27 protein-coding genes and 1 pseudogene are annotated in these 26,441 nt (G+C 44.9%); 20 read left to right on the forward strand and 8 right to left on the reverse strand.

Features of this window, described 5'->3' with window-relative positions; genetic code table 11:
• Positions 1–124: 124 nt before the first annotated feature.
• A complete protein-coding gene (locus tag AB4Z50_RS05625) occupies positions 125–541 on the forward strand; it encodes a VOC family protein (RefSeq protein WP_076267544.1) in 417 nt (138 codons plus the stop codon).
• 235 nt (positions 542–776) lie between these two features.
• On the opposite strand, the gene AB4Z50_RS05630 is transcribed toward AB4Z50_RS05625, so the two are convergent.
• Positions 777–1,847 carry a LuxR C-terminal-related transcriptional regulator gene (locus AB4Z50_RS05630; RefSeq protein WP_441876702.1) on the reverse strand — a complete coding sequence of 357 codons (1,071 nt, stop codon included), beginning with the start codon at positions 1,845–1,847 and terminating at the stop codon, positions 777–779.
• 103 nt (positions 1,848–1,950) lie between these two features.
• On the opposite strand from AB4Z50_RS05630, the gene AB4Z50_RS05635 reads away from it, so the two are divergent.
• From AB4Z50_RS05635 to AB4Z50_RS05645, 3 genes are all read left to right on the forward strand, one after another.
• Complete coding sequence (locus AB4Z50_RS05635; protein ID WP_441876705.1) at positions 1,951–3,150, forward strand: saccharopine dehydrogenase family protein; 1,200 nt, start codon at positions 1,951–1,953, stop codon at positions 3,148–3,150.
• An 84-nt stretch (positions 3,151–3,234) separates the two neighbouring features.
• Positions 3,235–4,344, forward strand: a complete 1,110-nt coding sequence (locus tag AB4Z50_RS05640) for a hypothetical protein (RefSeq protein WP_441876708.1) — start codon at positions 3,235–3,237, stop codon at positions 4,342–4,344.
• Between the two features lie 12 nt (positions 4,345–4,356).
• Complete coding sequence (locus tag AB4Z50_RS05645) at positions 4,357–4,704, forward strand: low molecular weight protein tyrosine phosphatase family protein (RefSeq protein ID WP_441876711.1); 348 nt, start codon at positions 4,357–4,359, stop codon at positions 4,702–4,704.
• Positions 4,705–4,707: 3 nt separating this feature from the next.
• Here the strand turns inward: AB4Z50_RS05645 and AB4Z50_RS05650 are convergent, their stop codons facing one another.
• Complete coding sequence (locus AB4Z50_RS05650; RefSeq protein WP_441876714.1) at positions 4,708–5,412, reverse strand: MerR family transcriptional regulator; 705 nt, start codon at positions 5,410–5,412, stop codon at positions 4,708–4,710.
• A 205-nt stretch (positions 5,413–5,617) separates the two neighbouring features.
• On the opposite strand from AB4Z50_RS05650, the gene uvrA reads away from it, so the two are divergent.
• Positions 5,618–8,131, forward strand: coding sequence for an excinuclease ABC subunit UvrA (gene uvrA / locus AB4Z50_RS05655; protein ID WP_441876717.1), 2,514 nt, complete (start codon positions 5,618–5,620; stop codon positions 8,129–8,131).
• 54 nt (positions 8,132–8,185) lie between these two features.
• Here the strand turns inward: uvrA and AB4Z50_RS05660 are convergent, their stop codons facing one another.
• Positions 8,186–8,935, reverse strand: a complete 750-nt coding sequence (locus AB4Z50_RS05660) for an MBL fold metallo-hydrolase (RefSeq protein ID WP_076267549.1) — start codon at positions 8,933–8,935, stop codon at positions 8,186–8,188.
• Between the two features lie 179 nt (positions 8,936–9,114).
• A complete protein-coding gene (locus AB4Z50_RS05665; protein WP_441876720.1) occupies positions 9,115–9,378 on the reverse strand; it encodes a hypothetical protein in 264 nt (87 codons plus the stop codon).
• Between the two features lie 46 nt (positions 9,379–9,424).
• On the opposite strand from AB4Z50_RS05665, the pseudogene AB4Z50_RS05670 reads away from it, so the two are divergent.
• Positions 9,425–9,664, forward strand: a pseudogene (locus AB4Z50_RS05670) (iron chelate uptake ABC transporter family permease subunit); the annotation flags it as partial.
• 31 nt (positions 9,665–9,695) lie between these two features.
• Positions 9,696–10,586 carry a hypothetical protein gene (locus AB4Z50_RS05675; protein ID WP_441876723.1) on the forward strand — a complete coding sequence of 297 codons (891 nt, stop codon included), beginning with the start codon at positions 9,696–9,698 and terminating at the stop codon, positions 10,584–10,586.
• Between the two features lie 159 nt (positions 10,587–10,745).
• Here the strand turns inward: AB4Z50_RS05675 and AB4Z50_RS05680 are convergent, their stop codons facing one another.
• A complete protein-coding gene (locus AB4Z50_RS05680) occupies positions 10,746–11,894 on the reverse strand; it encodes a metallophosphoesterase (RefSeq protein WP_441876726.1) in 1,149 nt (382 codons plus the stop codon).
• Positions 11,895–12,175: 281 nt separating this feature from the next.
• On the opposite strand from AB4Z50_RS05680, the gene AB4Z50_RS05685 reads away from it, so the two are divergent.
• The 4 genes from AB4Z50_RS05685 to AB4Z50_RS05700 all read left to right on the forward strand — a co-directional run bounded on the left by AB4Z50_RS05685 (position 12,176) and on the right by AB4Z50_RS05700 (position 16,582).
• Positions 12,176–14,341 (forward strand): DNA topoisomerase III, encoded by a 2,166-nt coding sequence (locus AB4Z50_RS05685; protein WP_441876888.1) that lies wholly within the window; start codon positions 12,176–12,178, stop codon positions 14,339–14,341.
• A gap of 204 nt (positions 14,342–14,545) precedes the next feature.
• The gene (locus tag AB4Z50_RS05690; RefSeq protein WP_441876729.1) at positions 14,546–15,157 is read left to right on the forward strand and encodes a TetR/AcrR family transcriptional regulator; all 612 of its coding nucleotides are present in this window, start codon (positions 14,546–14,548) and stop codon (positions 15,155–15,157) included.
• A gap of 86 nt (positions 15,158–15,243) precedes the next feature.
• A complete protein-coding gene (locus tag AB4Z50_RS05695) occupies positions 15,244–15,831 on the forward strand; it encodes an NAD(P)H-dependent oxidoreductase (RefSeq protein WP_441876732.1) in 588 nt (195 codons plus the stop codon).
• A 79-nt stretch (positions 15,832–15,910) separates the two neighbouring features.
• Complete coding sequence (locus AB4Z50_RS05700) at positions 15,911–16,582, forward strand: YheC/YheD family protein (protein ID WP_441876735.1); 672 nt, start codon at positions 15,911–15,913, stop codon at positions 16,580–16,582.
• Positions 16,583–16,741: 159 nt separating this feature from the next.
• On the opposite strand, the gene AB4Z50_RS05705 is transcribed toward AB4Z50_RS05700, so the two are convergent.
• Positions 16,742–17,308 carry a GbsR/MarR family transcriptional regulator gene (locus AB4Z50_RS05705; RefSeq protein ID WP_441876738.1) on the reverse strand — a complete coding sequence of 189 codons (567 nt, stop codon included), beginning with the start codon at positions 17,306–17,308 and terminating at the stop codon, positions 16,742–16,744.
• A 248-nt stretch (positions 17,309–17,556) separates the two neighbouring features.
• Between AB4Z50_RS05705 and AB4Z50_RS05710 the strand changes: the two genes are divergently transcribed.
• The 7 genes from AB4Z50_RS05710 to sda all read left to right on the forward strand — a co-directional run bounded on the left by AB4Z50_RS05710 (position 17,557) and on the right by sda (position 23,172).
• Positions 17,557–18,426: a carbohydrate ABC transporter permease gene (locus AB4Z50_RS05710; protein WP_441876741.1), complete on the forward strand. Its 870-nt coding sequence runs from the start codon at positions 17,557–17,559 to the stop codon at positions 18,424–18,426.
• A 31-nt stretch (positions 18,427–18,457) separates the two neighbouring features.
• Positions 18,458–19,300, forward strand: a complete 843-nt coding sequence (locus AB4Z50_RS05715) for a carbohydrate ABC transporter permease (protein ID WP_441876744.1) — start codon at positions 18,458–18,460, stop codon at positions 19,298–19,300.
• Between the two features lie 53 nt (positions 19,301–19,353).
• Positions 19,354–20,700, forward strand: a complete 1,347-nt coding sequence (locus AB4Z50_RS05720) for an extracellular solute-binding protein (RefSeq protein WP_441876747.1) — start codon at positions 19,354–19,356, stop codon at positions 20,698–20,700.
• Positions 20,701–20,714: 14 nt separating this feature from the next.
• Positions 20,715–21,509: an HAD family hydrolase gene (locus AB4Z50_RS05725; protein WP_441876750.1), complete on the forward strand. Its 795-nt coding sequence runs from the start codon at positions 20,715–20,717 to the stop codon at positions 21,507–21,509.
• Positions 21,499–21,840 (forward strand): DMT family transporter, encoded by a 342-nt coding sequence (locus AB4Z50_RS05730; RefSeq protein WP_076267561.1) that lies wholly within the window; start codon positions 21,499–21,501, stop codon positions 21,838–21,840. Before AB4Z50_RS05725 ends, AB4Z50_RS05730 begins: the two co-directional genes overlap by 11 nt.
• Before the next feature lie 27 nt (positions 21,841–21,867).
• Positions 21,868–22,698, forward strand: coding sequence for a metallophosphoesterase family protein (locus tag AB4Z50_RS05735; RefSeq protein WP_441876753.1), 831 nt, complete (start codon positions 21,868–21,870; stop codon positions 22,696–22,698).
• Positions 22,699–23,028: 330 nt separating this feature from the next.
• Positions 23,029–23,172, forward strand: a complete 144-nt coding sequence (gene sda / locus AB4Z50_RS05740; protein WP_076267563.1) for a sporulation histidine kinase inhibitor Sda — start codon at positions 23,029–23,031, stop codon at positions 23,170–23,172.
• A 31-nt stretch (positions 23,173–23,203) separates the two neighbouring features.
• Here the strand turns inward: sda and AB4Z50_RS05745 are convergent, their stop codons facing one another.
• Both AB4Z50_RS05745 and AB4Z50_RS05750 read right to left on the reverse strand, forming a co-directional pair.
• Positions 23,204–23,443 carry a hypothetical protein gene (locus AB4Z50_RS05745; protein ID WP_441876756.1) on the reverse strand — a complete coding sequence of 80 codons (240 nt, stop codon included), beginning with the start codon at positions 23,441–23,443 and terminating at the stop codon, positions 23,204–23,206.
• Positions 23,444–23,560: 117 nt separating this feature from the next.
• Positions 23,561–24,562, reverse strand: coding sequence for an NAD(P)/FAD-dependent oxidoreductase (locus AB4Z50_RS05750; RefSeq protein ID WP_076267565.1), 1,002 nt, complete (start codon positions 24,560–24,562; stop codon positions 23,561–23,563).
• Between the two features lie 333 nt (positions 24,563–24,895).
• Between AB4Z50_RS05750 and AB4Z50_RS05755 the strand changes: the two genes are divergently transcribed.
• Together AB4Z50_RS05755 and AB4Z50_RS05760 are read left to right on the forward strand one after the other, a co-directional pair.
• Positions 24,896–26,089 (forward strand): NAD(P)/FAD-dependent oxidoreductase, encoded by a 1,194-nt coding sequence (locus tag AB4Z50_RS05755; RefSeq protein WP_076267566.1) that lies wholly within the window; start codon positions 24,896–24,898, stop codon positions 26,087–26,089.
• Complete coding sequence (locus AB4Z50_RS05760; protein WP_076267567.1) at positions 26,089–26,361, forward strand: hypothetical protein; 273 nt, start codon at positions 26,089–26,091, stop codon at positions 26,359–26,361. Before AB4Z50_RS05755 ends, AB4Z50_RS05760 begins: the two co-directional genes overlap by 1 nt.
• Positions 26,362–26,441: the final 80 nt, after the last annotated feature.

A 26,441-nucleotide genomic window follows, 5' to 3' on the forward strand; every position in this document is an offset into this window, starting at 1 on the left:
TGCGAGTATTGGTATGAAAAAAGCAATCGACAAACTATCATTCACTAGTAATAAAGCTAGAATATAGGTTATTATGATAGTGATGATTTACATGTAGGGCATTCTAATTAAGAGGTGATAGGTTATGGCTTTTCAGTCCGCAAACATCTTTGTGAATTTACCGATTAAAGATTTGAATAAGACAGTCGATTTTTTTACTAAATTAGGGTTTGAGTTCAACCCCCAATTTACGGATGAGAAAGCTACCTGTATGATCATCGGACCTAATATTTTTGCTATGCTGCTGGTTGAGCAGTACTTCCAAACGTTTATTGATAAAGAAATTGCAGATCCATCAAAAACAGCTGAGGTCATATTGACATTATCCGCCGAAAGCAAAGAGCAAGTGGATGAGATTGTGAATAAGGCTTTGGAAGCTGGCGGTAAACCTGCTAAAGATCCAATCGACCATGGATTTATGTATAACTGGAGCTTTCAAGATATAAATAATCATCTATGGGAACTAGTGTATATGGACCCAAGTGTGATCGAACAAGGGTAAGCTGGTGCAATAGGCAAGTAATGCAGGGGYTGTCTTAAACGTAGATTTATCTGCGTTTTGGACAGCCCCTGCTTTGTTTTGTTAATCGAGCTTAGACTGCGTGAATCCCAAAGCGCTGCTCTGCTGGGGCTTCGTTCACCTGCCATTTGGATTGCACCACTATTTTCAGTTAACGAACCCAGCATCTCGTTCCCAGTTTGCAAGCCCCCTTGAAGATGACATCAACCTCTGGTTATTAGTTATGACGGGAAAACAGTTCCCATAAAAGCTCACGCCGGCTGTTTACGCCGGTTTTTGTGAAAATCGACTTTAAATGGTCTTGAACGGTATAGGCAGAAATATGAAGAGACTTAGCAATTTCTTTAGTTGAAAATGCTTTGATGATCCGCTCTATAACCTCCTTCTCCCGAGAAGAGAGGGCGTATGCCTCTGATATAAGCGGAACAATATCGGATGGTTTAGCTAGCTCGATAAAGACCGCAAGCTGGGTCAAACCATTTGTTCCATCCAGCCTGCTCGCATGCAAGGATAAATAATGACCGCTCGGCATCCGAATACATACTTTTGCTGACTTTGTTTCATCCGCTGAAGAGGCTGGCTTTGCCAGCGCCCGAGAGCAAACAGCTCTGATTGGTCTTGGCAGTGTATCGCCTTCTATTTGCTCTAAGCCTCTTAAGGCGGAAAGCCAGCGGCGGGCAGCATCATTGGAGGAATTGAATTGAAGCTGCTCGGACAGCACCAAGAAGCCAGGCTCCTCTAAGCCTGCAACACCATCGGTCGACGGAAGCTCCAAAGCGTATTTTTTTAATGCTTTGGCTAAAATCGGAGCGACAGCGACGATAAGCAAAATTTCCGACTCAAGGAAAAAAGGCTCTCCTGACTTACGGAACAACGTCAAATATCCCCAGCATGAACCCTCATAAAGCAAAGCTGCACGCAGCTCGTCTCCGAATCCAGCAGGCAGCAGAACCTCGTGGTAACGACCGCTTCGCCCCAAGTAGCCCTCAGTGGCTTCGCTTAAGGAGGCTGCTGCCATTTCTGCTTGGGCTAACTGCTCATAGCTGTTGTAATCCTCATGCAAATATTCATATTCAAATAATTGATGATGAATCGCTTCCACAGCCTCATCTGTTGTCGCCCCGATTGAGAGCAGAGTCATCGGATCAACAGAAGTACAGCAGGCTCCAGCATAAGGCACGGCTTCTCTGATGATGGATAAGGCCGCTTCGCGATAAGCCTGTGATGTTATTGAGGCAACAGACAACTTATTTAATCGCTGTTTGACCTTATCTATGGTTAAAGACATACACAGTCTCCTTCATTTCTGTATTCGGAATCCCACATTTATGGGATGGTTGTTTATTTTATCTCCACTATAATTGAGAATAATTCTTAATTCATTTTACATAATGGATGGGACGATGAACAGCTTTGCTGCTGCTTATATATTAGACGGCTATGTTGATTTAAGAGAGGATAAGGGGACAGCTATGAAAACAGACATCATTGTAGTAGGCGGTTACGGCCATGTGGGCGGGAAAATATGCAATCAGCTTGCGATTCATTATCCAGGCAACGTGTATGCGGCAGGCAGAAGTCTAGCGCGAGCGGAACAATTTTGCCAGAGCGGTGGCGGGAAGGTAAAGCCGCTTCGGATTTCAGTGGAAGAACCGCTTAAGGAACACCAGCTTGAACGAGTAAAGCTTGTTGTGATGTGTTTGGATCAGATGGATACTGCCTTTGCGGAAGCTTGTTTGCTCGCTGGCGCGGACTATGTAGACGTATCGGCAAATGGTGCTTTTTTTGCAGCGATGGAGCAATTGAATAAAAGCGTGAACGATCAGCAAGGTACCGCTGTATTAAGCGTCGGGCTGGCGCCAGGCCTGACGAATCTGCTGGCGCTTAAGGCCGTGCAGTCGATGGATGAAGTGCAACGGATTGATATCGGCATTATGCTGGGTCTTGGAGACGCGCATGGCAAAGCAGCTATCGAATGGACAGTCGATAGTCTCTCACGGTCATTTCATATTACGGAATCAGGCAGCGCACGAAGAGTCAGCAGCTTTACGGAAGGGCTTAAAACAGATTTTGGCGCTGATTTAAAAGTCCGAACAGCCTATCGCTTCCCTTTTTCCGACCAAGAAACACTACCTCATACATTAGGCGTACCATCAGTATCTACGAGGTTATGCTTTGATTCGCGGATCGTCACCAGCACGATAGCACTCTTTAAGGGATTAGGATTCGATCGTCTGCTGCGATTAAAACCGATGAGAAGTTTGGCGATTCAATTGCTCGGTAAGCTTCGAGTCGGTTCTGCTTGTTACGCGGTAAAAATGACAGGTTACGGTGTTAAATCAGGAGCAGAGACGTTAATCGAATATGGGCTGCAGGGTACAGAGGAGGCTGAAATTACAGCACAAACGGCAATTGCGGTTGCCATGGCTGTATACAGCTCGAATCTGCCAAAAGGAGTTTATCATATTGAGCAATTATTTGAGCTCGATCTCTATGAAACAAAGCTTGAGCTGCGTTTAAAAGAGGACGAGAACAAGCTTTCAATCGCTGCTATTTCCAATATCGAGAGCTGGACTAGGATGAATATGTAGTTTTTCAGCTGATTCATTTGGTATAATTAGCATTAAATGCCTAAAATACTGAATCGGATTTACGATAGGGAGATGGAGCTGAGCATGGATAAACAATCGATGATTGCTTTCATTTTGGAAGAATATGCGTTCGTAAAGGAGGATAACCGCGCACAGTTTGATGCGATTATTCTGCGTTTATCCGGTCATAAGGGCGGGATATCGTTGGAGAGCTTGTCGGCGTGGGAAGAAGATGACCTTACGCAGCTGTACCAAATTCTGTCTGGGCATAAACTGACTCGTGAATACGTACCGGATATCATTCAAGCCTACGCCAGCATCGATAGGGCAAATTTTCCATCGGAAATATCGTTTGGGCCGATCGTCAAAACGGAACAAAAATGGGATAAGCCGCGTGTTCATCGGCAATATGGCAACTATGAGGTGCCGCAGGCGATTAATCGGCTGTATGAGCTGGAGTCAGAGCTCGGGAGAGCAATGGATCTAGAGCTGGGGCTTATCATGCAAAAATATGACTTCCGCTATCCATGTACGCCGCCCGATTTTATTCCTTTCGCCAGCTCTGGTTGTGATGGCATTCATTATTGTTTTGTAACGGATTTCGGAGCTGTCAAAGATTTGGAGCAAGCTTATATAGCTGTCGTATCGCCAATGGATTTTGACTCGGAAATATGGCTTGTTTCCAAAAATATTACGGATTTCCTTCGTCTTATTATTACGGATAGAAGTCTACTGTATAATAACCCTGCGACATTTGATGATTTCTTTAAAAAGATGCGAGAGCAGAAAAATGAAAGCTTGGCGGATGAGCATTCAGCGGCGCTGCAAAGGCTGAAAGAGCTTTTTGGACTGCGTGAAATTACTGACTTGGAACAGTATATGCAAAGTGTACGTGAGGAAAGGGCGCAAGCGATTTGCATGCAAACGCTGGATTCGATTGGTGTTGCACCGCTTTTGGGTCAGGTTGATTATATCGCTGAAGGGCCGCTCTCTATTGATTGGGATGATAGGCGGGCGCTCGATGCAATGGTTGAAGAGGCAACCCCGGAGAGAAAGCTTGCTTTCCTTCGTGATGCGCAGCACAAGAAATTAATTTTGGAAGACAGACGGATGCTTAGACGCTGCAAGCGCGTATTGTCGGAGCTGGAGTTATATCATGAGCTGAGTAATTTGCTTGAACTGGTTGACCAATAAAATAAAATATCAATGAGGAGTGTGTTCTCGATAAATCTATTGTTTGTATGCAGCAGAAACAAGTGGCGAAGCTTGACTGCGGAAACGATTTTTCAAGGTGTTGTCGGCCATGAGGTGAGGTCCGCTGGTACGGAAGAGAATGCCCGGATTAAGGTGACAGCAGGTCATATTGGCTGGGCTGATTATATTTTTGCAATGGAGAAAAAACATATTCGAAGGCTGCAAAGCAAGTTTGGCCATGAGCTTTCGGGCAAGCAGCTAATCTGTCTTCATATACCAGATGAATTCGAATACATGAACGATGATTTAATCGATCTACTTCGATCAAATGCAGCTTCCTATGTCAGCGATCTGGGCTAATGATTAATGTTTTTGTTCGATGGCGAGTAGAAGCTTATACAAAAAATGGGCTCCGAGCAGTTGGTTTCTATTGACTCGATTTAGAAATTGCATCGATTCACGCGCTATTTTTATCGCATTTTCTACCTGGTTATCGTCTACTTCTTTCAACACCTGTTGAATGATCTCAAGCGACCATACCGCCGCCTTGAAGGTGCGAATAATTAAGATTTGACGCAGGTTTGCTGGACTGAAGATGCGGTAGCCATTTTCCTTGTTGCGATTAACAATAAGGAGACCCATCTTCTCCCAGTGACGAATAGCGGAGCTTGGTATGGTTGTTGCCTCGGATACTTCCCCAATGGTCATCCCTTTTCTGTTCCTTGCTCTATGCAGCAAATGAATTTCATCTGTCTCCAGCGCAAGAATCGTTTTATCGGCGATCGTTTTGTCACGGTGAAGCTCTGCCTGTGCACGGTTTACAAGCCATAACGATTCATCAATCTCGCCTTGGATTAGTTTAATCATCACTTCTTTGGTAAGCGTCATTCCAAAACCTTCATTCATCGCTCTTATGCACTCAAAGTAAGCGACGTGTTCTGCTGTATATATGCGATAACCGTTTGTCCCTCGTTCAACCGGTGGAATGATGCCCCAATCCTCGTAGTGCCTCAGCGCGTTAGTACTAATATTTAATCTCCTGGCAATATCAATCGGCCGAATAATCACAAAAAAACACCTCCGAACATTTTCTAAAAACATTAAACAACCATGGGAACCTTTTTGTCAACGAAACAGGTTTAAATAGGGTGTTTATTTGCGTAACCTTCTCACTTGCATCAATGTAGTATGCTGGAATAAATGCTGGAAAAGAGCTCTAAATAGGCGAAGCGTTGCTTACCCCAAAAATTTATTGTCAATGAGGAGGACATGCATGAACGATACGATAGTCATTACAGGTGCGCGCGAAAATAACTTGAAAAACATTTCACTCTCAATCCCCAAATACAAATTGGTTGTGTTGACAGGGCCCTCAGGCTCCGGCAAATCAACGCTTGCCATGGACACGCTGCAAAGGGAATGTCAGAGGCAGTATATGGAGTCAATGGGGATGGTATCGGATTCCATAAGCAAGCCGAAGGTGGAATCGATAGCTGGACTTTCTCCTTCCATCAGCATCGGTCAGCACGTCACCAATCGCAATCCGCGTTCTACGGTTGGTACGGTTACAGATATTTATACGTATTTGCGTTTTGTCTACTCCAGGCTTAGCAGCCGTAAATGCAGCAGCTGCGATACAACTATACCGCCTGTATTCGATGAAGAGAATGATATCGCAGCTGCAGAGGAAGAGGAGGGACGCCAGACGATCGTATGCCCGGGCTGCAATAAGGAACATGAGAAGCTCGGAATGGCTCATTTTTCTTTCAATAAGCCGGAGGGAGCCTGCGAAACCTGCAGTGGGTTAGGACATGTTGCCACGCTTGACTTAGAAGCGGTATTCAATCAAGAGCTGAGTTTCCGCGGCGGCTGTGTGACTTGCCTGTACGAAGTACAACTCGAATATTATGCTGTCATTTTAAAGGGTGCAGGAGACCATTATGGATTTACATTTGATCTCGACCTGCCATTAAAGGATTATACGGAAATCCAGCGTGATCTGCTTTATTACGGCGTGGAGAGCGATGCATTCATGAGGCATTTTCCTCTTGCAGCGCCGCCAAAAACAGTCGGAAAAGGCAAGTTTGAAGGCATTGTAACTGGAATGTGGAGAAGGTATAAAGAGAAGGAAAGCGAGCAAGGGGCAGCAGAAAAGGAAAACGATTATTTTAAGCAAGATGGGTGTACGGATTGCAAGGGCATGCGTCTAAAAAAAGAAAGCCGGTCAGCTTTAGTGGCAGGGGCTTCGATATCAGAAGTATCCACTTGGTCATTGGAGGATTTGCTTACTTGGACCAAGCAGCTTCAGGATGCTGTGCCTCCTCAGGGACGGCCGCTGCTTGCGCCTGTCATGACCGATATGCCGATACGTTTGGAGAGAATCATCGATGTTGGCCTTAGTTATTTATCTCTGGACCGACAGACCGTTTCCCTGTCAGGCGGGGAAGCTCAGCGTCTGCGATTAGCGTCACTCCTTGGGTCTGGACTTACTGGTGTGCTCTATATATTGGATGAGCCAACAACAGGTCTACATCCACGCGATACAGCAGGTTTGCTTCGCGTTCTCATGCAGCTGCGTGATTTGGGCAACACGGTACTCGTTATTGAGCATGATATTGAGGTCATGAGAGCTGCAGATCATATTATCGATATCGGTCCAGGAGCAGGATATTTAGGTGGGACGGTCGTTGGCGAAGGCAGCTTGGAGGAGCTGATCGCAAGTGAGAGTTCCGTTACAGGTACCTATTTGCGTCAGGAAAGCTTGCCAGCGGCGGTACGGACAAGAAGGTCAGGCGACGGTAAACAGCTGTCGATTGTCCATGYACATGCTCGTAATTTGAAAGGGTTTGATGTTGCTTTTCCGCTTGGCTGTCTCATCTCGGTAACGGGAGTGTCTGGCTCAGGCAAATCTACCTTGTTATTTGATTTGCTTGCGGAGGGAGGGCAGGGGAAACGACGTATTGCGGGCTGCGACAGCATTGCGGGCTTTGAGCATATCGGAAATCAAATTACGGTCGATCAGTCACCATTAGGTCGTATGCAGCGCTCAAATATTGCGACTTATACAGAAGTATTTACACAGCTGCGAAATTTATATGCAGGGCTGCCAGAGGCGAAGCGCAATCAGCTTACCTCGAAGCATTTTTCATTCAATACACCAGGGGGACGCTGCGAGACTTGCCAAGGACTTGGCGTATTATCGGTAGACATGAGTTTTCTCCCTAATCTTGAAATTCGCTGCACGGCTTGCAAAGGAAAACGATTCAAAGATGAAGTGCTGCGAGTCACCTACGAGGGTTATTCGATATCGGATTTGCTTGATATGACGGTTGAAGAGAGCAGATCTGTGTTTAAAAATAAAGCAAAAATTGCGAGCATGACCGAGCTGCTGTGTGAAGTGGGGTTAGGCTATCTGCAATGGGGACAGTCGGTAAAAACGTTGTCCGGCGGAGAAGGTCAGCGAATTAAGCTGGCTAGGGAGCTGAACAAGAGATCGAACAAACATACCCTTTATTTGCTGGATGAGCCAACAACGGGCTTGCATCTAGCGGACGTTGAACAGCTGCTTGCTCTACTCAATAAATTAGTGGATGCCGGCAATACGGTCATTCTGGTTGAGCATAGCTTAGAACTTATCCGGGAATCCGATTGGGTCATCGATATAGGGCCCGAAGGCGGTGCAGAAGGCGGCAATCTTGTCGCAGCAGGAACGCCAGAGCAAGTAGCGGCTGTTGCAGCTTCCTATACAGGACAGTTTTTGAAAAAAGCGCTGGCTGGCGGATTGTAGACATATATATAAAGGAGCTGTCAACGTCGATTGCGTTGGCAGCTCCCTTATTCGCTATTCGGCAGCGAGCTCTAAAATCCGCTCATTCACATGATCAGAATATAATCCGCCATGGTAGCAGATGACTGTGTTTATGTCGTATTGCGTTAATTTTTTGATGGATTTTTTTGCGGTATCCGGGTCGAGGCAATAATGTGGTGTCGGTCCTAGCAGCTGGTCGTTTTCAACGATTAGAGCATCAGCTGCAATTAACGTTTTGCTAGCAGTATGATAAAGGCTAAGATGTCCGGGCGTATGCCCAGGTGTGCCAATGACGATAATTCCTCCGCAATACGGCAATTGTTGCCCATCCGTAATGATAACATCGACATTCGCTTTAGGCGGATTTTCAAGCGTCTTCCTGAATGCGGCTCGCCATTCCTCAGGCACTTCTGCCGGCAAGGCTTTGACAGCTTGCTCAATCGATTCTGGTGTAACTTTGAGCAAATGTGCTTCACCTTGAATGTAAGGAGCTTCTACTTTATCCGCAAGCACCTCCGCCTTATGAGGCAATTCCTGCAAAATCGCAGGCAAGCTTCCAATGTGGTCAAGGTCTTGATGGGTAATAATGATTTTGTTAAGACGCTCAAACGCAAGTCCAGCACGCTCCATTTGCTCCTTTATTAATGGCAGCTGCCCCGGATAGCCAGTATCCACTAAGATCACGGTGTCGTTATCCCAAATTAAAGTGGGATAAATCGTTTCCATTCGACCCATCATGACCGCTGATATTGGCATCATATTAACGCCGCTTGCAATGTTCATTTTAACCCTCCGCTACTGTTTAGAAGTTTTTGCTGCAGGTGAGTTGCTCATTTCAAGTAACATCGTACCAATAGTTAAAATGTATGTAAATAGTAAAATATTATATTATACCACAAAAATAATTATTTGTCAATATGCAATAGTAGCGTTTTTGATGAAATAACGTTTCATCTCACGAATCATATATTCACGCCCAATGGGGCCCCAAGGGTCCCATTCTCTAGAATCGGGATAATGTGCTCAAGCGCATTGTTTTTGTAAATGGGATACGTGATGCGCTCATCACATTGGAACTGCAAGCGATCGTAAAATAACTCCGTAAAGGTATGTTCACTATTTCCATAAAGGCGGCAATTATTTGGCAGCAGTCTTATGATTACCCATTTTCCTTGTTTTGTAACCGAAGCAAGCTTTTTTCTTGCGTCCTGCTCGACCATGATCATTTGCCGAATGATGATTTATTTAATTGCTTGAAAAAAGGGTGTAAATCCCTTTCGCCTCGTATTAGTCGGCATAGGTGTGGCTTCCTTGTTGTCGGCGATGACGACATTTATGCTTGTGTTTAGCCCTGCCTATTATGCCATCTCCTCCTATATTTGGTTGACCGGAACAGTTTATGGCACAACCTGGACCTATGTATGGAACCTTTTACCATGGACCTTCGTCTTAATGGTTATCGCACTCGATTTATTTATCTATTTATTATATCGGACACGAAGTAACAGGTAGCAATGGTTGAATTTTTTTGGAGAAAGGAAGTGTGCATTTGAAGCGTGGCTACATCATTCTGATTGGCGTCGTAGTTGTGGCTGCTGCAATTTTGATGTTTTTGTTTCGGGTAAATGAGAATCAGGTTACCGTTCAGCGCATGCTTGATTTTGAGCAGGCAGAGCCGACCTCGCAAGTGGTGTGGGAGGATCGAGAGTCGATTCGAGCATTCGAATATGCATTCCGATTTGGTAAGCAGATGAAGGGAAAGGTCGATATCGCGGCACCACCCTATTCTGTAATCTTAGGGGACTCGCGTTACCTGCTTTGGATATCAGAGAGCAGCGAGCATGGGAATTTCATGAAGCCAGGTGATACTGGAACGCTTTATCGATTAGGGAAATCATCCACGAATAAGATTTGGACTTTGCTGGAAGATGCGTATTCGGTGAGTGGTTATGGCAAAGATGGAGCAGACGAGCAAGTAGACGGAGAACAGCAGAATACACAGAGCATGTCGCCATCACCTATAATCGAGTCTTCCACTCCCATTCCTATGCAGTCGTCTGAGTCGCCGAATAACGAAGTACTCGAGCCAGCGTATTTGGAAAGCTCAGCTTTCACGGAAGAAGAGAAGCCGCTTATCGAGCTAATTAATTTGCGAATAAAGTATATACATGAGAAAAAATGGGATGATTTTTTAAACTTGTACACGGAAAGTGCACGCAAGTCACGCGAAGATTCAAGTGGCATTACCGGATTCACAATTACAAGCATAAAGGTCGAACAACCAATAGCTATTAAAGAGCAAAAGTCGTTGTTTGAGGCTGTCGTTCAAGTTTCGGAGATCAGGAACAATGAAGACAGCGGTGGAAGCTCAGTGTATGTGTTCCATAAGAGCAAGGAAAAAGGTGCTGAATGGCGTATAGCTGATGTAGATTAATCGTTAATTAGCGGATTCACACCGTTATAGACGCAACACGGAGTCTACAATAAAGATATAAAAATAGCGGCAGCAATTGTGTGTATACCCTCGTCATAGGCTGGATAGCCGGAAATGAGAGTGGTTTACATCATTGCTGCCGCTATTTTCGTTAACCTTTTAAACGGTTGTGAATTCTACCTCGATATGAATAACCTCAGACCGGCTGCCAATTCGTACTGGCGGTCCCCAAGTTCCGAAGCCCGATGATACGATGGCATGCAGTCCGCCTTTTTTTAAATAACCCCAATCGAGCTCAAACAGCTTTCTCGTTATCAGATGATTAGGCATCATCTGGCCGCGATGGGTGTGGCCGGATACGGAGATGTCGATGCCGTTATCCGCTGCGCTTGCGATGTCGGAAGGCTGATGATCGAGCATGATTAGCGGTCTAGATTGATCTAGAGGAGCGACAAGCTCCTGAATAGGTAGCCTTCCTTTGCCGCTGAATCCCGCAGCCGCCTTATCTTTACGTCCGATGACATAGAAGCTGTCAGCAATGAGCGCCGTCTCGTCCATAAGGACACGAATGCCGATTGCATCCATTGCCGCAATAAATTCCGGCACTTTCCGGCCAATGTATTCGTGATTTCCAGTTACGGCGTAAACGCCTAGTGGTGCTTTGAGCTTGCCAAGTTCAGTTGACATGTTTTTGCGAAGAAAAGGCTCAATATCATCATCAAGAATATCGCCAGGAAGCAGGATAAGATCCGGCTTAATTTCTTCAACCTTATTCACCAGCCTAACTAAATGCCGATTGCCTACAATTGTACCCAAATGAAGATCAGAAGCCATGGCGATGCGCAATTTCTTCAATTTTCCAGCAGGTTTTGGCACTTGAACGTGATAGGTTCGAACAATTGGGCTCCATGCATTCCATGAACCGCGGATAAGGAGTACAGCCATAATAAGCAAGGTCAGTCCGCCTACACCTACAATATAGATTGATTTTTCAGCGCCAGCTGCTTTTAAGATAAGGGCAACAACATTGGCAGGCGGCAAAATGATTACGGCGTATTCCAATACGGCAAACCAGTAGGAACCAATCAGCTTCAATACCTCGGCAACCGGTTTAAAAGGCGCACGGTAAGCGAGCCGGCCGATAATGTATGAAAATGCAATGACACTAGCAATGATCGTATACACTGTCGCATTTTCGAAATGAAATAAATGAGATAAGAACAGCCACCCATTCCAGCCAATATAGAAGGAAATGCCGCTGTATAAGAGCAAAACACCAAAAACAATAGCAACAACACGCAGCTTCATCCATCAACGCTCCCTAGCTCTTAATCTGCTTTCTTATAAGCTGAACCTACTATATCACACCGAGATTATAGCAGTAAAATTCACAAGAATAGCAGGAATAGATTGCTAATCGCCAAGTGTTTCAATACGATAGGAAGGATGCGAAATCGATGCATAAACGTTTTATAGCATGCTAGGAGTTAAGGCTGCAGGCGTTGCGCAGGCTGCGAGCCTATGGTATCGTTTCGTCATAATGATTGATGCGAATGAGGCATCTAAATGGAATGGAGCGAATAATCCGAATGAAATCGCTTGTACTGGCAGAAAAACCGAGTGTGGCGAAGGAAATAGCCCGTGTACTCGGCTGCGGACAGAAACATAAAGGCTACATGGAAGGCTCTAAATATGTTGTAACTTGGGCGCTGGGACATTTGGTGACACTGGCTGAACCTGAGGATTACGATCCGAAATATAAAACTTGGAATTTGGAAGATTTGCYGCTGCTTCCGCCAAAAATGAATTTAAAAATTATGAAGGAAACATCACAGCAATATCGTACAGTAGCTCAGCTTTGTAAACGGCAAGATATTAGTGAGCTTATCATCGCTACAGATGCTGGCCGAGAAGGCGAGTTAGTCGCTCGTTGGATTATGGAGCTTGTTCATTGGCGCAAGCCGTTTAAGCGTCTTTGGATTTCATCTCAGACGGACAAAGCGATAAAGGACGGCTTCAACACCTTGAAGCCAGGCAAGGACTATAACAATTTGTATGCTTCGGCCGTTTGCCGAGCAGAAGCGGATTGGTTGATTGGATTAAACGTGACGAGAGCATTAACGACCAAATACAACGCGCAGCTAGCAGCTGGACGCGTGCAAACGCCAACGCTTGCCATGCTGATGGAGCGGGAACAAGAAATACAATCGTTTCAATCGCAGCCATATTGGAATGTGTCCGCTGATTTTGGCTCATTCTCTGCGCATTGGCGGGAGCAGGATGCACATGATGGAAGAGTATGGAGCCGTGCTGATGCTGATGCGATCGCCGCTCGTATTAAGCAGGGAACTGCAAAGGTAAGCAAGCTTCGCACCTTGGAGAAATCGGAGCCGCATCCTCAGGCCTATGACCTTACTGAGCTGCAGCGGGATGCAAATAAACGTCTGGGCTTCTCGGCCAAACAAACGTCCAACGTGCTTCAGAAGCTTTACGAGCAGCATAAGCTGGTTACGTATCCGCGTACAGATTCCAGATATTTGTCGAGCGATATGGTTCCTACCTTAAAGGGACGTTTAGAGAGCATCGCTGTTGGCCCCTACACACAGCTGGCTCGCAAGCTTGTCAGAATGCAGATTCCGATAACGAAGCGAATTGTGGACGACAGTAAAGTAACAGATCATCATGCTATTATTCCTACAGAACAATTCGTAAACTTGTCTGCTCTAAGCAATGATGAGCGCCGATTATACGATTTAATCGTAAAACGGTTTATTTCATTATTTTATGGACCTTATCGTTACGATGAGACGAGTGTCGTGCTTGCTGTAGGCAAGGATATGTTATACGCAAAAGGGAAGATCGAGAAAGAAAAGGGCTGGAAGGAAATTTATCAATCAGATGCTTATTCTTCCGTTCAAGATGAGGATGACGACGACGGAGCGGGCTCAGGTCAAGGGAAATCCGACGGACAGCCTGCTCAGCTGCTTCCGCCGCTATCCATTGGACAATCGCTCCCTGTGAAGCAGGAAAAGGTACGCGAGCTTCGCACAATGCCGCCAGCACGCTATACAGAAGCGACACTGCTTACTCGCATGGAGAAGCACAGTCTTGGAACACCGGCAACAAGAGCTGATATTATTGAAAAACTGCTCGGAACAGATACGATAACTCGGACGCAAAACAAGCTGATGCCAACGGGTAAAGGAAAGCAGCTGATTGAACTCGTAGTAAACGAGCTCAGAAGTCCTGATTTAACAGCAAAGTGGGAGCAGGAGCTGGAGCGCATTGCGAAAGGTAAAGGCGACCCGGCTGCCTTTATGAAAAATGTCAGACAGCAGGCTGCGAAATGGGTTTCTGAGGTTATTGCTGAGACGAAGGAATATAAACCGCATAATTTGACCCATTCACGTTGTCCTGAATGCGAGAAGCCGTTGCTCGAAATTAACGGAAAACGAGGCAAATCGCTCGTCTGCTCAGATCGTGAATGCGGCTATCGCCGTTCAGCAGAGCCAATGCTCTCCAATAAGCGCTGCCCGCAATGCCATAAGAAAATGGAGATTAAAGACGGCAAAGCAGGGAAATTTGCACAATGCAAACCATGCAATGTCATCGAAATGCTTGGCGATAAGCAAAGCGGCAAAGTGAATCGTAAGCAAAACCAGAAACTGATTGAACAGTATAGCGATAATACGTCGATGTCCAATAGCTTGGCAGATAAGCTTAAGGCAGCACTCGAGAAACAATCAGGCAAATAAATTAGAGAAAACCGGCAAGCAATCCCTAAAGGGCTGCTTGCCGGTTTTTTTGTGATAAGAAAAAATGAAATACTACTTTACAAACCGACCAGCGGTCTGTATTATAAAGGTAGCAACAAACCGACCGACGGTCTGCTGTCCTTCTAAATAAGTTATCGTCGATTGCAACTAATAATAAACAATTAATAATAAAGGAGGCTGCTTATGGTAGATTACACTTCAAATGTGAGTTATAAATTATTGTTGGAAACAGCAGAGCAGCTCATTCGGGAAAAAGGCTGCCGACATACCACATTGCAGCAAATCATGCTTAGTACCGGATTGTCCAAAGGTGCCATCTATCATTATGTAAAAAGCAAGGAAGAGCTTTTTGGACTTATATTGGCTTCGCAAGTAGAGCTCATTAATGATTCCTTCCTGCTTACGATAGAGAAAAGCTGCAGTCTTACAGCTCCATTGCTTGCTATTACTGAGGGGCTTGATCGGCTTCAGCAGAAGGATAGTGTGGCTAATCAAATCTTAACTTATTTGCTTAGTCAGAAGGATAAGCCAGGTATTGCAAATGTGCTGCAGCAATTTCACGAGCGTTCAACAGCGACCTTGCTCGAGTGGATAGAAAGCGGACAAAAAGAGGGTCTCATTGCTCAAACCGTGGATGCGCGTAAAGCAGCGGAGCAAGGCGTAATGCTGTCATACGGCATGTGCGTTCGGAACATTATGTTAGCCGACACGCTTTCATCACCAGCTCGTGCATTCGAGAAAGAAGATTTTTATACATTTATGCTGCTCATTTTACAAGACGGAGCTTCTGAATAGTGTCAAAGAGAATCGCGACAAGGATAAGTACCGATGATTAGATTTCTTACAATTATTTTAGTAACAGAAACGGTGGTGGAGCCAAAGTGAGCTCAAATAAAAAAATACTTATCATTCAAGGAAATCCCAATCCTACCAGCTATTGCAGTTCTTTGGCCAAGGCTTATGCTGACGGCGCGGTGCAGGGCGGCGCAGAGGTTCGAATCATACAGCTGCATGAGCTAAGCTTTAATCCTAATCTTGCCTTCGGCTATGCGAAGCGTACAGAGCTTGAACCTGATTTGCTAGAAGCTCAAGCATCGATGAAGTGGGCGGATCATCTCGTCTTTATTTATCCGACTTGGTGGGGGACGCTGCCGGCTTTGCTCAAAGGATTTTTGGATCGGGTGCTGCTGCCAGGTTTCGCTTTTAAATATCGTGAAGGCTCTATATTTTGGGATAAGCTGTTGTCTGGCAAAACAGCTCGCTTGATCGTTACACTGGATACACCAGTATGGTACAACCGCTTTGTATACGGTCAGCCAGGGCATCGCGCAATGAAGAAAGCAACACTTCAATTTTGTGGAATTAATCCAGTACGGATTACGAATATTGGTCCAGTAAAAGGTTCTACGGATACGAAACGAGGCAAATGGCTAGCGATTGTTGGTAAGCTTGGTAATAAAGGCTCCTAACCTATGTCATTCATCCAAGAGACAGATAGTGTTCTGTCATATGCTATGGATGAAGAGGTGGGAAAGGGGAAAGATTTCATTGGGTGATTATCAGGGTAGGCAATTAGCTAGCAAATGGGCTAAGACGGCAATACTGCTCTCTCATTCCAGCATCGCACCGCATATTCCTCCAACTAGGAGATTTACGGCCAATAACCTCAGAAGCATGTTGGATACACATCAAATGGTTGTTGTTAAGCCAGTAGTCGGTGCTGGCGGACACGGCGTTATTAAGGTTACGCGAGACGGCGATGGGTATACCTATACTTATTATTCGCAGATGAAACGATTCGCTAGTTTTGCAGCTTTAGTAGGATCGCTTAACAATCAACGTAAAGGCCGTGCTTATATTATTCAAAAAGGGATATATTTGGCAACGGTGGACGGCAGGCCTATTGATTACCGAGTAAAATATGTGAAGACGGAGAACGGCTGGGTCTATCGTGCAATTGTAGGGCGAATTGCTAGAAAAGGGCTGTTCGTAACTAATTTATGCCGAGGCGGCACATTGGTTTCAGCAGCAGACGGGATTAGCAGATCCCTAACTTCAGCACAGGTAGGGGAAAAGAAGCGGAAGATGCGTGAGCTTACCGTATTATCGACAAATGTGCTTGAAGCCAAGTACCCCGGAATTGGCCAGTTAGGGTTTGATTACGGTATTGATAAACAAGGTAAAATATGGATATTTGAAGTGAATACAAGGCCGCAATAACAGGCAAACAAAAGGATGCTAAGAAGTGGAAATCACTTCTTAGCATCCTTTTGTTCAATATAAGAAAGTAGATTGTTTTCTCATACTTCTCTTATATTTCTCCGTCAAAGCGGCTTCAGCATCCAGAGGGTGCCGAAGCCGTTTTTGCTTTATTCATAGCTAAAGATCGAGCTTGGTTTCATTTTGGCGGAAAAACTCTCCGTTACGAAGCCCGTCGACGAATTGCTGAAGCCAGCTGTAATACTCAATACCGTGGCGCAGTTTGTTCAAGTCCTTTAGGCATAGGAGCCGCTCCTCAGCCTCCGTATCAATATCTAAGATGATTTCTGACAACGGAGGAATAACCTCATTTATTGCACCGAGCATGACATCGATCTCGCGCTGCAGCTTAGCAGCAAAGAAGTTTTGGAAGGCTTGGAAAAAGTCAGTCTCCGCTACATATAAATCTTTGCGTTCCAGTTTTTCATCCAATTTCATTATCATCTTTGAATCCATCAAGGATCGAACGGCATAGCTCATATTGCTTTTGCTCATATTCATTTGCTGCTTCATTTCTTCAAGTGTCATTGGTTTATCTTCAAAAAACATGATGCCGTAAAGCTGTCCGAATGAATAATTAGCACCATATAAATCCATCGTCTGGGCAATAGCGTCTATTATCTTTCCTCTTATTTGCTCCTGAGTCGTGGGCAAACTATTCTGATCGCTGGTGGAAGCTCTTTTCACAACATCACCTACAAGATTAAGATTTTATGATTCATTATACAGCAACAATATTAGTTGAAAGTGAATCTTTCAGGAAAACAACTCTTTTACAAGATCTTTATCAGACGTTAACGTTCAGATAATGTGGCTGTTCTAAACTGAGTGTACAATAATTTTTGAACGATAGAGGTGAAAATGAGTTATTAATGATAATTATAGCAAACATTAAGGAAAAATTGAACGATAAACAGGAGATGATAAAACGCGATATGGCTAAGGAATGGAAGGCTCTATTGTTCACGCTGCCGGCTATGATTCCATTGATTGTATTTTGGTTGATCCCGCTGGGAACTATTTTTTATTTGAGCTTTACGGATTGGGATTTTATGAGTCCCGTTAAAACATTTGTAGGTTTTGAAAACTATATTTATTTGTTCAATAATTCAGCATTCTATCAATCCCTTGGCGTAACACTCCTCTTTTGTCTTGGTAGTGTGCTTCCGGTGATGGCTTTTGGACTCGCACTTGCGTTGTTGCTAAACCGGAAGATGAAGGGCTCCGTTATATACCGGACGTTATTGTTCTCTCCTTGGGTTACACCAACGGTTGCTGTATCTATTGTATGGTCTTGGATATTCGAGCCAAAAGTAGGAATGGCCAATACGGTGCTGAGATGGTTCGGCTTTGACGGAATTGGCTGGCTTCAAGATACGAGATGGGCGCTTGCAGGGGTGCTGATCGTTACCATCTGGAAGCTGATGGGCTGGTCGATGGTGTTTTTCTTAGTCGCCTTGCAAAATTTGCCGCGAGAGCTGTTGCAGGCTGGAGAGCTGGACGGGGCGGGAAGCTGGAGCAAGCTTAGATATATTACGATTCCGCTAATATCGCCAACGACCTTTTTTCTTTTTATTGTACAAACGATATCGGCGCTGCAAGCTTATGACCAAATTAACGTGTTAACGCAGGGTGGCCCGGCCGGCTCAACAAGAACGCTTTTATATATGTATTATCAATCGGCTTTTGAGTCGTTTGATATCGGAGAAGCTTCCTCTGTGGCGGTTGTGCTCGTAGCTATCTGTATGGTGCTGTCGATCGTATCCTTTGCCATCAGCCGTAAAACCGTTCATTACAGCTCATAATCGTCAACCGATGGGGAGGAGAAAAATTGTTATGCAAGCTCAAAATGTTTTTCGACGTACGATCAGGCATTTGTTATTGCTGCTCTTCAGTGCCGTTATGGCCTTTCCATTCTATTGGATGATTACAAGCGCGCTCAAAACAAATGATGAAATATGGCAATTCCCGCCCACTTTCTGGCCAAGTTCTCCTCAGTGGAGCAATTTTTTGGCGGCTTGGCTAGAAGCGCCTTTCTGGCGGTATTTAACGAATAGCATTCTCGTAGCTTCAGTCATTGTTCTGCTGCAGGCACTGAATTCTGCGATGATGGCTTATGCTTTGACGCATTTGCGATTTCGATTGAAGAAAGCCATCACAGCAATCATAATGCTTGGTTATATGATTCCTAGCACAGCGGTTTACTTGCCGAGCTATATGATTTTGGCCAAGCTCCACCTGCTCGATTCCTATGCTGGCCTTATTTTATCCAACTGCGTCAGCGTCTTTTCCATTTTTTTGATCAGACAAGCTTTTTTACAGGTGTCGCATGAACTGGTAGAAGCAGGGCAAATCGATGGTGCGTCATCAATGCGGATTTTATGGTCGATTCTTATTCCGGTGACGCGTTCCTCCTTCATAGTGCTCGCTCTTATTACGTTCATTGAACATTATAATAACTATTTTTGGCCGATGCTGATCACGAAAAATCCGAATCTGCAGCTAGTCTCGGCTGGCCTTAGAAGCTTCTTTGTGGAAGGAGGAGCCTATGGCCTGAAGTGGCCGCTTATTATGGCGGCAAGTTCCTTTACGATTATCCCGCTGCTTGTGCTGTTTCTTTTTGCGCAGAAGACGATTATGAAAAGCTTCAATATGTCAGTTGGCGTGAACAAAGGGTAGAAAATAGGCATTGCTTGTTGTTTTATACAAATCGAGTGGAGGAATCAATTACAATGTTGAAAATGAAGCAAGGTTTAGCTCTGATGATGGTAACCAGTTTTGCGGTGCTGGCAGCGTGTGGACAAACAGCAGGAAATACGAAAACGAATAATGGAGCTGATGCAGTTCCAACCAATGAGTCAAGCGAAGCTCCTGCTCCTAAAGAGCCAGTTACGATTGAGTTCTGGTATGGGCTTGGCGGCAAGCTTGGCGAAACGATGAAGGAAAAAATCGACTTATTCAACAACTCGCAGCAGGAGGTAATCGTGAAAGGCATTGCCCAAGCGGATTATTCCGAAACCGAGCAGAAGCTTCAAGCTGCGATTGCAGCGAAGCAAGCGCCTGCTGCTGTTCTTTCCTCTAATATGAACTGGGCAAAAAAAGGATTATTCGCTGACATGAGCGAATTAATTGGTGCTGACTCTTCTTTCAATAAAGAAGACTTTGTACAAACATTTCTTGAGCAAGGACAGCTGGACGGCAAACAATATTTCCTACCGATGTATGGCACGACGCAGGTCATGTATTATCGCAAGGACGCACTTGAGAAGAGCGGACTTACAACAGAAGATTTTAAGACATGGGAAAGCTTAGCTGCTTCGGCGTCGAAGATGGCGGTTAAAGCGAATGGAAAAACAAGCTTCTACGGCTGGGAGCCGATGTGGGGCATGGAAAATATGATGGATGCTGTATTAGGCAAAGGCGGAACCGTTCTAAGTGATGATGGCAAAACTGTGATGATTGACTCTCCAGAATGGGTTGAGACATGGGAGATGTTCCGCAAATGGATTCATGAAGATAAAGTGATGACGATCCACTCCGGCGGCCAAGGATGGGAATATTGGTACAAAACGATCGACGATGTTATGAAGGGACAAGCTGCAGGCTATACGGGCTCAAGCGGCGATCAAGGTGATCTTGATTTCAATATCGTTGGGGCAATGGAGCAACCGGGCTGGGACGGCATTGGTGCAGGCAAACCTGTTGCAAGTGCAATTATGGCAGGCATTCCAGCTGGCGTTAGTGAAGAACAAAAAGAGGCGGCATACAAATGGCTTACATTCTTCTCTGAAACGAAAAATACCGCATCATGGTCGATTGGTACGGGCTATATCGCAGTTCGCTCATCCGCACTTGAAGACGAGGAATACAAAGCATTCAGCGAGAAAAACCCTCAAATTAAAGTGCCGCTTATGCAGGCAGCTCATGCATCTGCGCCATTCCAGGACCCGACAGGCGGCAAAATAAACGATGCGCTTAAGATTGCAGCTGATAAAGTGCAAATCGGAAATGTTTCTGCTGAGAAAGCGCTCAAGGAAGCGAAGGAAGCAGCACAGAAGGAGCTCGACAGATTAAAATAGGAGGAATGGCTAATATGCCTGACTTAATAATAAATAATCGAGCATACAAGGTGTCAGGCATCTTGTTTGACAAGGATGGAACGCTGCTGGATTTCATCGGGATGTGGGGCAACTGGAGCGAGTTCATATTCATTGAGCTAAAGAATCAGCTAGAGCACCGTGGAATTCCTTTTCAGCTTGATCGAACTCCTAGCCTTTGGGGCACGAAACATGATGCTGACAACAAGATTATCGATTATGATCGAAATGGCCCGCTTGCTATGGGCACGATGAATGACTTGTATGCAGTGCTTGCTTGGCAGTTGTACAGCCAAGGCGTATCGTGGGCCGAAGCGATGGAGCTTGTTCAGCATTGCAAGAAGCAAGCGGATATTGAGCTGGAGCTCTCGCGCCCAGCTCTCCCGCTGCCTGGAAGCATTGATTTTCTGGATAGCTGCAGAGAGCATGGCATTAGGCTTGGCGTTGTCACTGCTGATGAAACGGAGGCTGCAAATAAACATTTGGAGTGGCTTGGAATACGCAATTATTTTGATGTCGTAATCGGCACTGATTTGGTTGAGCGAGGCAAGCCGTTTCCGGATATGATGCAGCTGGCCTGCCAGAAGCTTGGAATTGATTGTTCGGAGGCTGCGATTATAGGCGATACTAATGGAGATATGCGGATGGGACTTGCGGCTGGAGCTTGTGTAAAAGTTGGGATCGCAGATGTTGCCGAAGGATCTCGCGTCCACAAGGCGCTTCCTAATGCAGATGAAGTTATTGCTTCTTATAGTGAACTAACGATTAGGAGACGAGTGAATGAAGAGTGAAATGGGCTGGGGATGGACATTTCTTCTTCTCGCTATCGTATTAGAGCTGTCAGGAACCGTTTCTATGAAATATTCAGCGGGCTTTTCACGATTTTGGCCCTCTGTACTCATGTTTTTGTTTTATGGTGTCAGCTTCACGATGCTAAACTTCGCTCTATCTTATATGAATGTGAGCGTTGCCTATGCGATCTGGTCAGGTATTGGCATTATTCTCATTACGATTGTCAGCGTTACGATTTTTCATGAAAAGCTGCCTATTACCTCATTGCTCTGGATCGCTGTTATCGTTGTTGGAGTAGTGGGCTTGAATATGAGTGTAAAAAACCATTAAATGCAAGCAGAAAGGGAGAGGAATAAAATGCTGTCTCCAATTATTAGTTTTCAAGTCATTACGGACACCCATGTTACGAATGACCGGGATCATATTCACAATAAGCATTTCGAGCAAGCGCTTCTTGATATTGCTGCATATGCCTCTAACAGTATAGGCATAATGCATGTTGGAGACGTGACGGATCATGGACTCCGACCTGAATATGAGGAGTTTACCCGCATTTGGGAAGCAAACAAAGCAGGACTGCCAGAGATGCTGCTTACGTATGGCAATCATGATATTTTTTTAGGTGAATGGAGCAATCAACTTAAACTCTATGAATCTAGCACCGGCATGAAAGGTCCATATTATGATAGATGGCTGGAGGGCTATCATTTTATTTTTCTTGGCTCGGAGCAAGGATTAAAGGATTTCGCCTATTTGAGTACAGAGCAGCTTGACTGGCTTGATGAGCGTCTTGGTGAGCAGGCATCAGCATCAAAGCCGGTATTTTTGTTCCTGCATCAGCCGCTGAAGGATACGGTTGCCGGCTCGCTCGAGGAGCAGGGCTGGTATGGTGTGACTCAGGACAAAGAATTGAAAGCAATATTGAAAAAGCATCCTCAGACCATCATGTTTAACGGACATACCCATTGGGAGCTGGAAGCGGGACATACCTGCTTTGAAGGAAAAGGTGAAACGGCGACCATATTTAATACGGCATCGGTCGCTTATTTATGGACGAATGAGGACGAGTACAAAGAGGGCAGCCAAGGTTATCAGGTTGACGTGTACGCAAATAAGATTATTGTGCGCGGCAGAGACTATACGACTTCCTCATGGATCGAAAACGAGCAGTATGAATTGAATTGGTAAGGAATCATTTCTCATATGAGCCCCCATTGGGGCTTTTTTTATGTGATTGTATGTGGGCTAGTGTAGGAAATAGGGAGAGGTTTCAATATATTCCATTAATAGATTCATATAAAGCGATTAAAGTTTTTTATTGAGAGGATGTAAAAAAGACCTGTGGATAACTCTATCCACATTATCCACCTTGATAATGCTTAAAATTCGACGTATATACACATGCTATTCACATCGTATCCACAACATCTTGTGTATAACCGGGACTGTTGTCCTTCTAATAGTGCCATGCTACTATGAAAAAGTAGTAACCAAAGTATGGAAGAAAGGGTGTGTAGTATGGAGCTACTGTCTGACGAAATGTTAGTAGACACTTATTATGCAGCTGTGCAGTTTGAATTGGAACCCGAGTTTATTCGAATGTTAGCCATCGAAATGACACGCAGACGACTCAAACCAGAAAACATCAAAATTACAGCATAAAAAGTCGCGATTCTTCAAGATAGCAGAGCGACTACATTTCCTTCACCCAAACCTCGGCAGTAAGCTTGCAGGCCTGACAATATACAAGATGCTTGCAAGATAAAGAGTTTTGCACATGCACACTATTTATGAGCGGCTCGTCTTCGATCTGTTCATAGGGAGCGTAAGGGCTCGTCAGATCAGATGCACGACCGCAATCGATAACTGCGCTATCGCAAGAGGAGCAGCGAACATGCAAATATTGAAAGCCATTACAAACAGGACAAAACATAAGGGTATCCTCCTAGGCTCACCGTGCATATGAATGCAATAGGTGTATGATTGAGCTAAGCCAAGGTTAGGATACCCTTATGTTTATTTTTTTACCGTTATGATCAATATAAATGCGCTAAAGCTTCATGTTGCTGCTATGTCCTGGGGAGAGCTTTGCTCCGGGATCAACATAAACCTTAGCGTTGTTAATAGCAGTAGGGGCTTCTCCGAAACCAACAGCGATCAGCTTGAGCTTACCGGGATAAGTAGTCACATCGCCGGCTGCAAAGATTCCAGCAATATTCGTTTCCATACGGGTATCAACGATAATCGACCCGCCTTGAATTTGAATACCCCAATCAGCAATTGGACCGAGTGAGGAAATAAAACCAAAGTTGACGATGACGGCATCGACTTCAAGTTCAATTGTCTCTAACGTTTTGACGTCGGATAACGTGACTTTCGTAATGCTCTCCTCACCATGAAGCGCTGTAATTTCTTTTGGTGTAAGGATGTTAACTTTCGAATTCATTAAATTCTCAACGCTATGCTCATGCGCTCTGAATTTGTCACGACGATGAATTAGCGTAACGCTCTCAGCAATGGGCTCCAGCATGAGCGACCAGTCAACGGCTGAGTCGCCGCCGCCGCTTATCAACACCTTTTTCCCCTGAAAACGCTGCAAATCACCCACAAAATAATGAAGGTTTTTCTTCTCAAATCCAGCGGCCTCAGGCAATTCAAGCCTCCGCGGCTCAAATGCACCAACACCGGCAGTAATAATGACCGCTTTAGCATAATGTTTTGTTTTGTCTGTTATAATTTCAAAGAGACGTTCATCAAGCTTGTTTACGTTTAATACCTTTTCCTCAAGGCAGATTTCCTGCTGAAAATGAGTAAGCTGCTCTCTTAGACGGTCAACTAGTTCTTGTGCCGTTACCTTAGGAAATCCAGCAACATCATAAATGTATTTTTCAGGATAAAGCGCTGCAAGCTGACCGCCTAGCTGGGGCATGCTTTCGATGAGCTTAACTGAAGCTTGGCGCATACCGCCATAGAAAGCAGCAAACATTCCTGCAGGCCCGCCTCCGATGATTAAAATATCGACGGGATCTACTGCTGATTCAGGGTTTGACATTGTAGCCACCTCCACGTTATAAGCTTTACGACTTCAATTATAAACTTTCCAGATATAAGAAGGAAATATTTAATTTGTATAGAGTTCTAAACAATTTCGTATATTTTGCCCTTGAACTTTGCCCGAAAACTCTGTAGAATTTCTGATGTATGTTATGCATGGGAGTGGTTGCATAAAACGTCGAAAGTTGTCGGTTTAATGCCATAGGCTCATTGATAAAAGCACTTTAATTAGAACACACTGAACTCATCATTATAAATATTCGGTTTAGCATGTGTAATTTTTCACAAAGTATAAATACAAAGATAAATAAGGAATGGATGGGATTAAACGATGAGTAACATACCTAAAATCGTTATTCTTGGCGCAGGGTACGGCGGCATTTTGACCGCACTTCGACTGCAAAAAGAATTAAATTACAATGAAGCTGACGTTACGTTAGTTAATAAACATGATTACCACTATATTACAACACATCTTCATATGCCAGCGGCAGGCACGGATAATCCGGAAAATGCACGGGTGAGCATTTCGAAATTGATCGATGAATTTAAAATCGACTTCGTGAAATCAACGGTCGTTCAAATTCGTCCGCAAGATAAAAAAGTGATTCTTGAAGACGGTACTTTGTCTTATGATTATTTGGTCATTGGTCTTGGAGGCGAGCCTGAGACTTTCGGAATTCCAGGCTTAGGCGAGCATGCAATGAATATTCGCAGCATCAACTCTGTTCGTTTGATTCGCGAGCATATCGAGTACCAATTCGCGCGCTTCAAACGTGAACCGCATCGTACGGATTATTTGACGTTTGTTGTTGGCGGTGCAGGCTTTACGGGAATCGAGTTTGTTGGAGAACTCTCCGACCGTATTCCTGAGCTGTGCAAGCAATTTGACGTAGATCCTGCGCTTGTAAAAATCTACAATATCGAAGCAGCACCAACGGCGCTGCCAGGCTTTGATCCTGAGCTCGTAGAGTATGGGATGGATGTGTTGACCAAGAAGGGTGTAACGTTCCGTATTGGCACAGCCATTAAGGAATGCTCGCCAGAGGGTGTAATCGTTGGCGAAGGCGAAGAAATCAAGTCGGCAACCGTGATCTGGACTGGCGGTATTCGCGGCAATCGCCTCATTGAGGAAGCTGGCTTCGAAACGATGCGCGGACGCGTGAAGGTGGATGAATTCCTTCGTTCCCCGAGCAATGAGAACATTTATATCGTTGGCGACAACTCGCTGATGTTTAATCCAGAAGGCCGTCCTTATCCGCCGACTGCTCAAATTGCAATGCAGCAAGGTGTCGTATGCGCACATAACCTTGTCGCTTCCATTCGCAATCAACCGCCGAAGAGCTTCACGTTCAGCAACAAAGGAACGGTAGCATCACTTGGCAAAGGCGAAGCAATCGGAGTAGCTTTTGGCAAAAAATATAAAGGCCGCGTAGCCGCTTGGCTGAAAAAAGCGATCGACCTTCGTTACCTGTTCATCATCGGCGGCATTTCGCTTGTACTTCGCAAAGGGAAGTTTCTATAATGAGACATTGCAGCGTACAAGTCCGCGGATTGCTGACCAGAGATGAGCTGGATCGTTACAATGCATTGATGGAAGTCGGCTCCTTCTTAGAATCGCAAACACGATACGACTTGGCCTATACGGTGCAAAAGGAAGTTGACCTCCTTATTCAGCCGGCGATCGAGCGGTTGAAGGACAAAGGCCGCGCTCGTGACCGAGCTACGCAAGAGTATTTGGAAGCGAAGCGGCTTGGTCTTGAAAATAATGACGAAGATGACGACGACGATAATTAAAATAAAGGCTTTCGCTCATTGGAGCAGCAACGAAACTGCTCCAAGGCGGAAGCCTTTTTCATTCAGTTGATTCTCTCGGA

The organism is Paenibacillus sp. 2TAB26 (assembly GCF_052115145.1).
Lineage (GTDB): Bacteria > Bacillota > Bacilli > Paenibacillales > Paenibacillaceae > Pristimantibacillus.

What these genes read in the sequence shown, in the direction of transcription:
- AB4Z50_RS05625 (WP_076267544.1), top strand. Translation starts at nt 125, where the DNA reads ATGGCTTTTCAGTCCGCAAACATCTTTGTGAATTTACCGATTAAAGAT.
- AB4Z50_RS05630 (WP_441876702.1), bottom strand. Translation starts at nt 1,847, where the DNA reads ATGTCTTTAACCATAGATAAGGTCAAACAGCGATTAAATAAGTTGTCT.
- AB4Z50_RS05635 (WP_441876705.1), top strand. Translation starts at nt 1,951, where the DNA reads ATGGATGGGACGATGAACAGCTTTGCTGCTGCTTATATATTAGACGGC.
- AB4Z50_RS05640 (WP_441876708.1), top strand. Translation starts at nt 3,235, where the DNA reads ATGGATAAACAATCGATGATTGCTTTCATTTTGGAAGAATATGCGTTC.
- AB4Z50_RS05645 (WP_441876711.1), top strand. Translation starts at nt 4,357, where the DNA reads ATGAGGAGTGTGTTCTCGATAAATCTATTGTTTGTATGCAGCAGAAAC.
- AB4Z50_RS05660 (WP_076267549.1), bottom strand. Translation starts at nt 8,935, where the DNA reads ATGAACATTGCAAGCGGCGTTAATATGATGCCAATATCAGCGGTCATG.
- AB4Z50_RS05665 (WP_441876720.1), bottom strand. Translation starts at nt 9,378, where the DNA reads ATGATCATGGTCGAGCAGGACGCAAGAAAAAAGCTTGCTTCGGTTACA.
- AB4Z50_RS05680 (WP_441876726.1), bottom strand. Translation starts at nt 11,894, where the DNA reads ATGAAGCTGCGTGTTGTTGCTATTGTTTTTGGTGTTTTGCTCTTATAC.
- AB4Z50_RS05690 (WP_441876729.1), top strand. Translation starts at nt 14,546, where the DNA reads ATGGTAGATTACACTTCAAATGTGAGTTATAAATTATTGTTGGAAACA.
- AB4Z50_RS05710 (WP_441876741.1), top strand. Translation starts at nt 17,557, where the DNA reads ATGGCTAAGGAATGGAAGGCTCTATTGTTCACGCTGCCGGCTATGATT.
- AB4Z50_RS05715 (WP_441876744.1), top strand. Translation starts at nt 18,458, where the DNA reads ATGCAAGCTCAAAATGTTTTTCGACGTACGATCAGGCATTTGTTATTG.
- AB4Z50_RS05720 (WP_441876747.1), top strand. Translation starts at nt 19,354, where the DNA reads ATGTTGAAAATGAAGCAAGGTTTAGCTCTGATGATGGTAACCAGTTTT.
- AB4Z50_RS05725 (WP_441876750.1), top strand. Translation starts at nt 20,715, where the DNA reads ATGCCTGACTTAATAATAAATAATCGAGCATACAAGGTGTCAGGCATC.
- AB4Z50_RS05730 (WP_076267561.1), top strand. Translation starts at nt 21,499, where the DNA reads ATGAAGAGTGAAATGGGCTGGGGATGGACATTTCTTCTTCTCGCTATC.
- AB4Z50_RS05735 (WP_441876753.1), top strand. Translation starts at nt 21,868, where the DNA reads ATGCTGTCTCCAATTATTAGTTTTCAAGTCATTACGGACACCCATGTT.
- sda (WP_076267563.1), top strand. Translation starts at nt 23,029, where the DNA reads ATGGAGCTACTGTCTGACGAAATGTTAGTAGACACTTATTATGCAGCT.
- AB4Z50_RS05745 (WP_441876756.1), bottom strand. Translation starts at nt 23,443, where the DNA reads ATGTTTTGTCCTGTTTGTAATGGCTTTCAATATTTGCATGTTCGCTGC.
- AB4Z50_RS05750 (WP_076267565.1), bottom strand. Translation starts at nt 24,562, where the DNA reads ATGTCAAACCCTGAATCAGCAGTAGATCCCGTCGATATTTTAATCATC.
- AB4Z50_RS05755 (WP_076267566.1), top strand. Translation starts at nt 24,896, where the DNA reads ATGAGTAACATACCTAAAATCGTTATTCTTGGCGCAGGGTACGGCGGC.
- AB4Z50_RS05760 (WP_076267567.1), top strand. Translation starts at nt 26,089, where the DNA reads ATGAGACATTGCAGCGTACAAGTCCGCGGATTGCTGACCAGAGATGAG.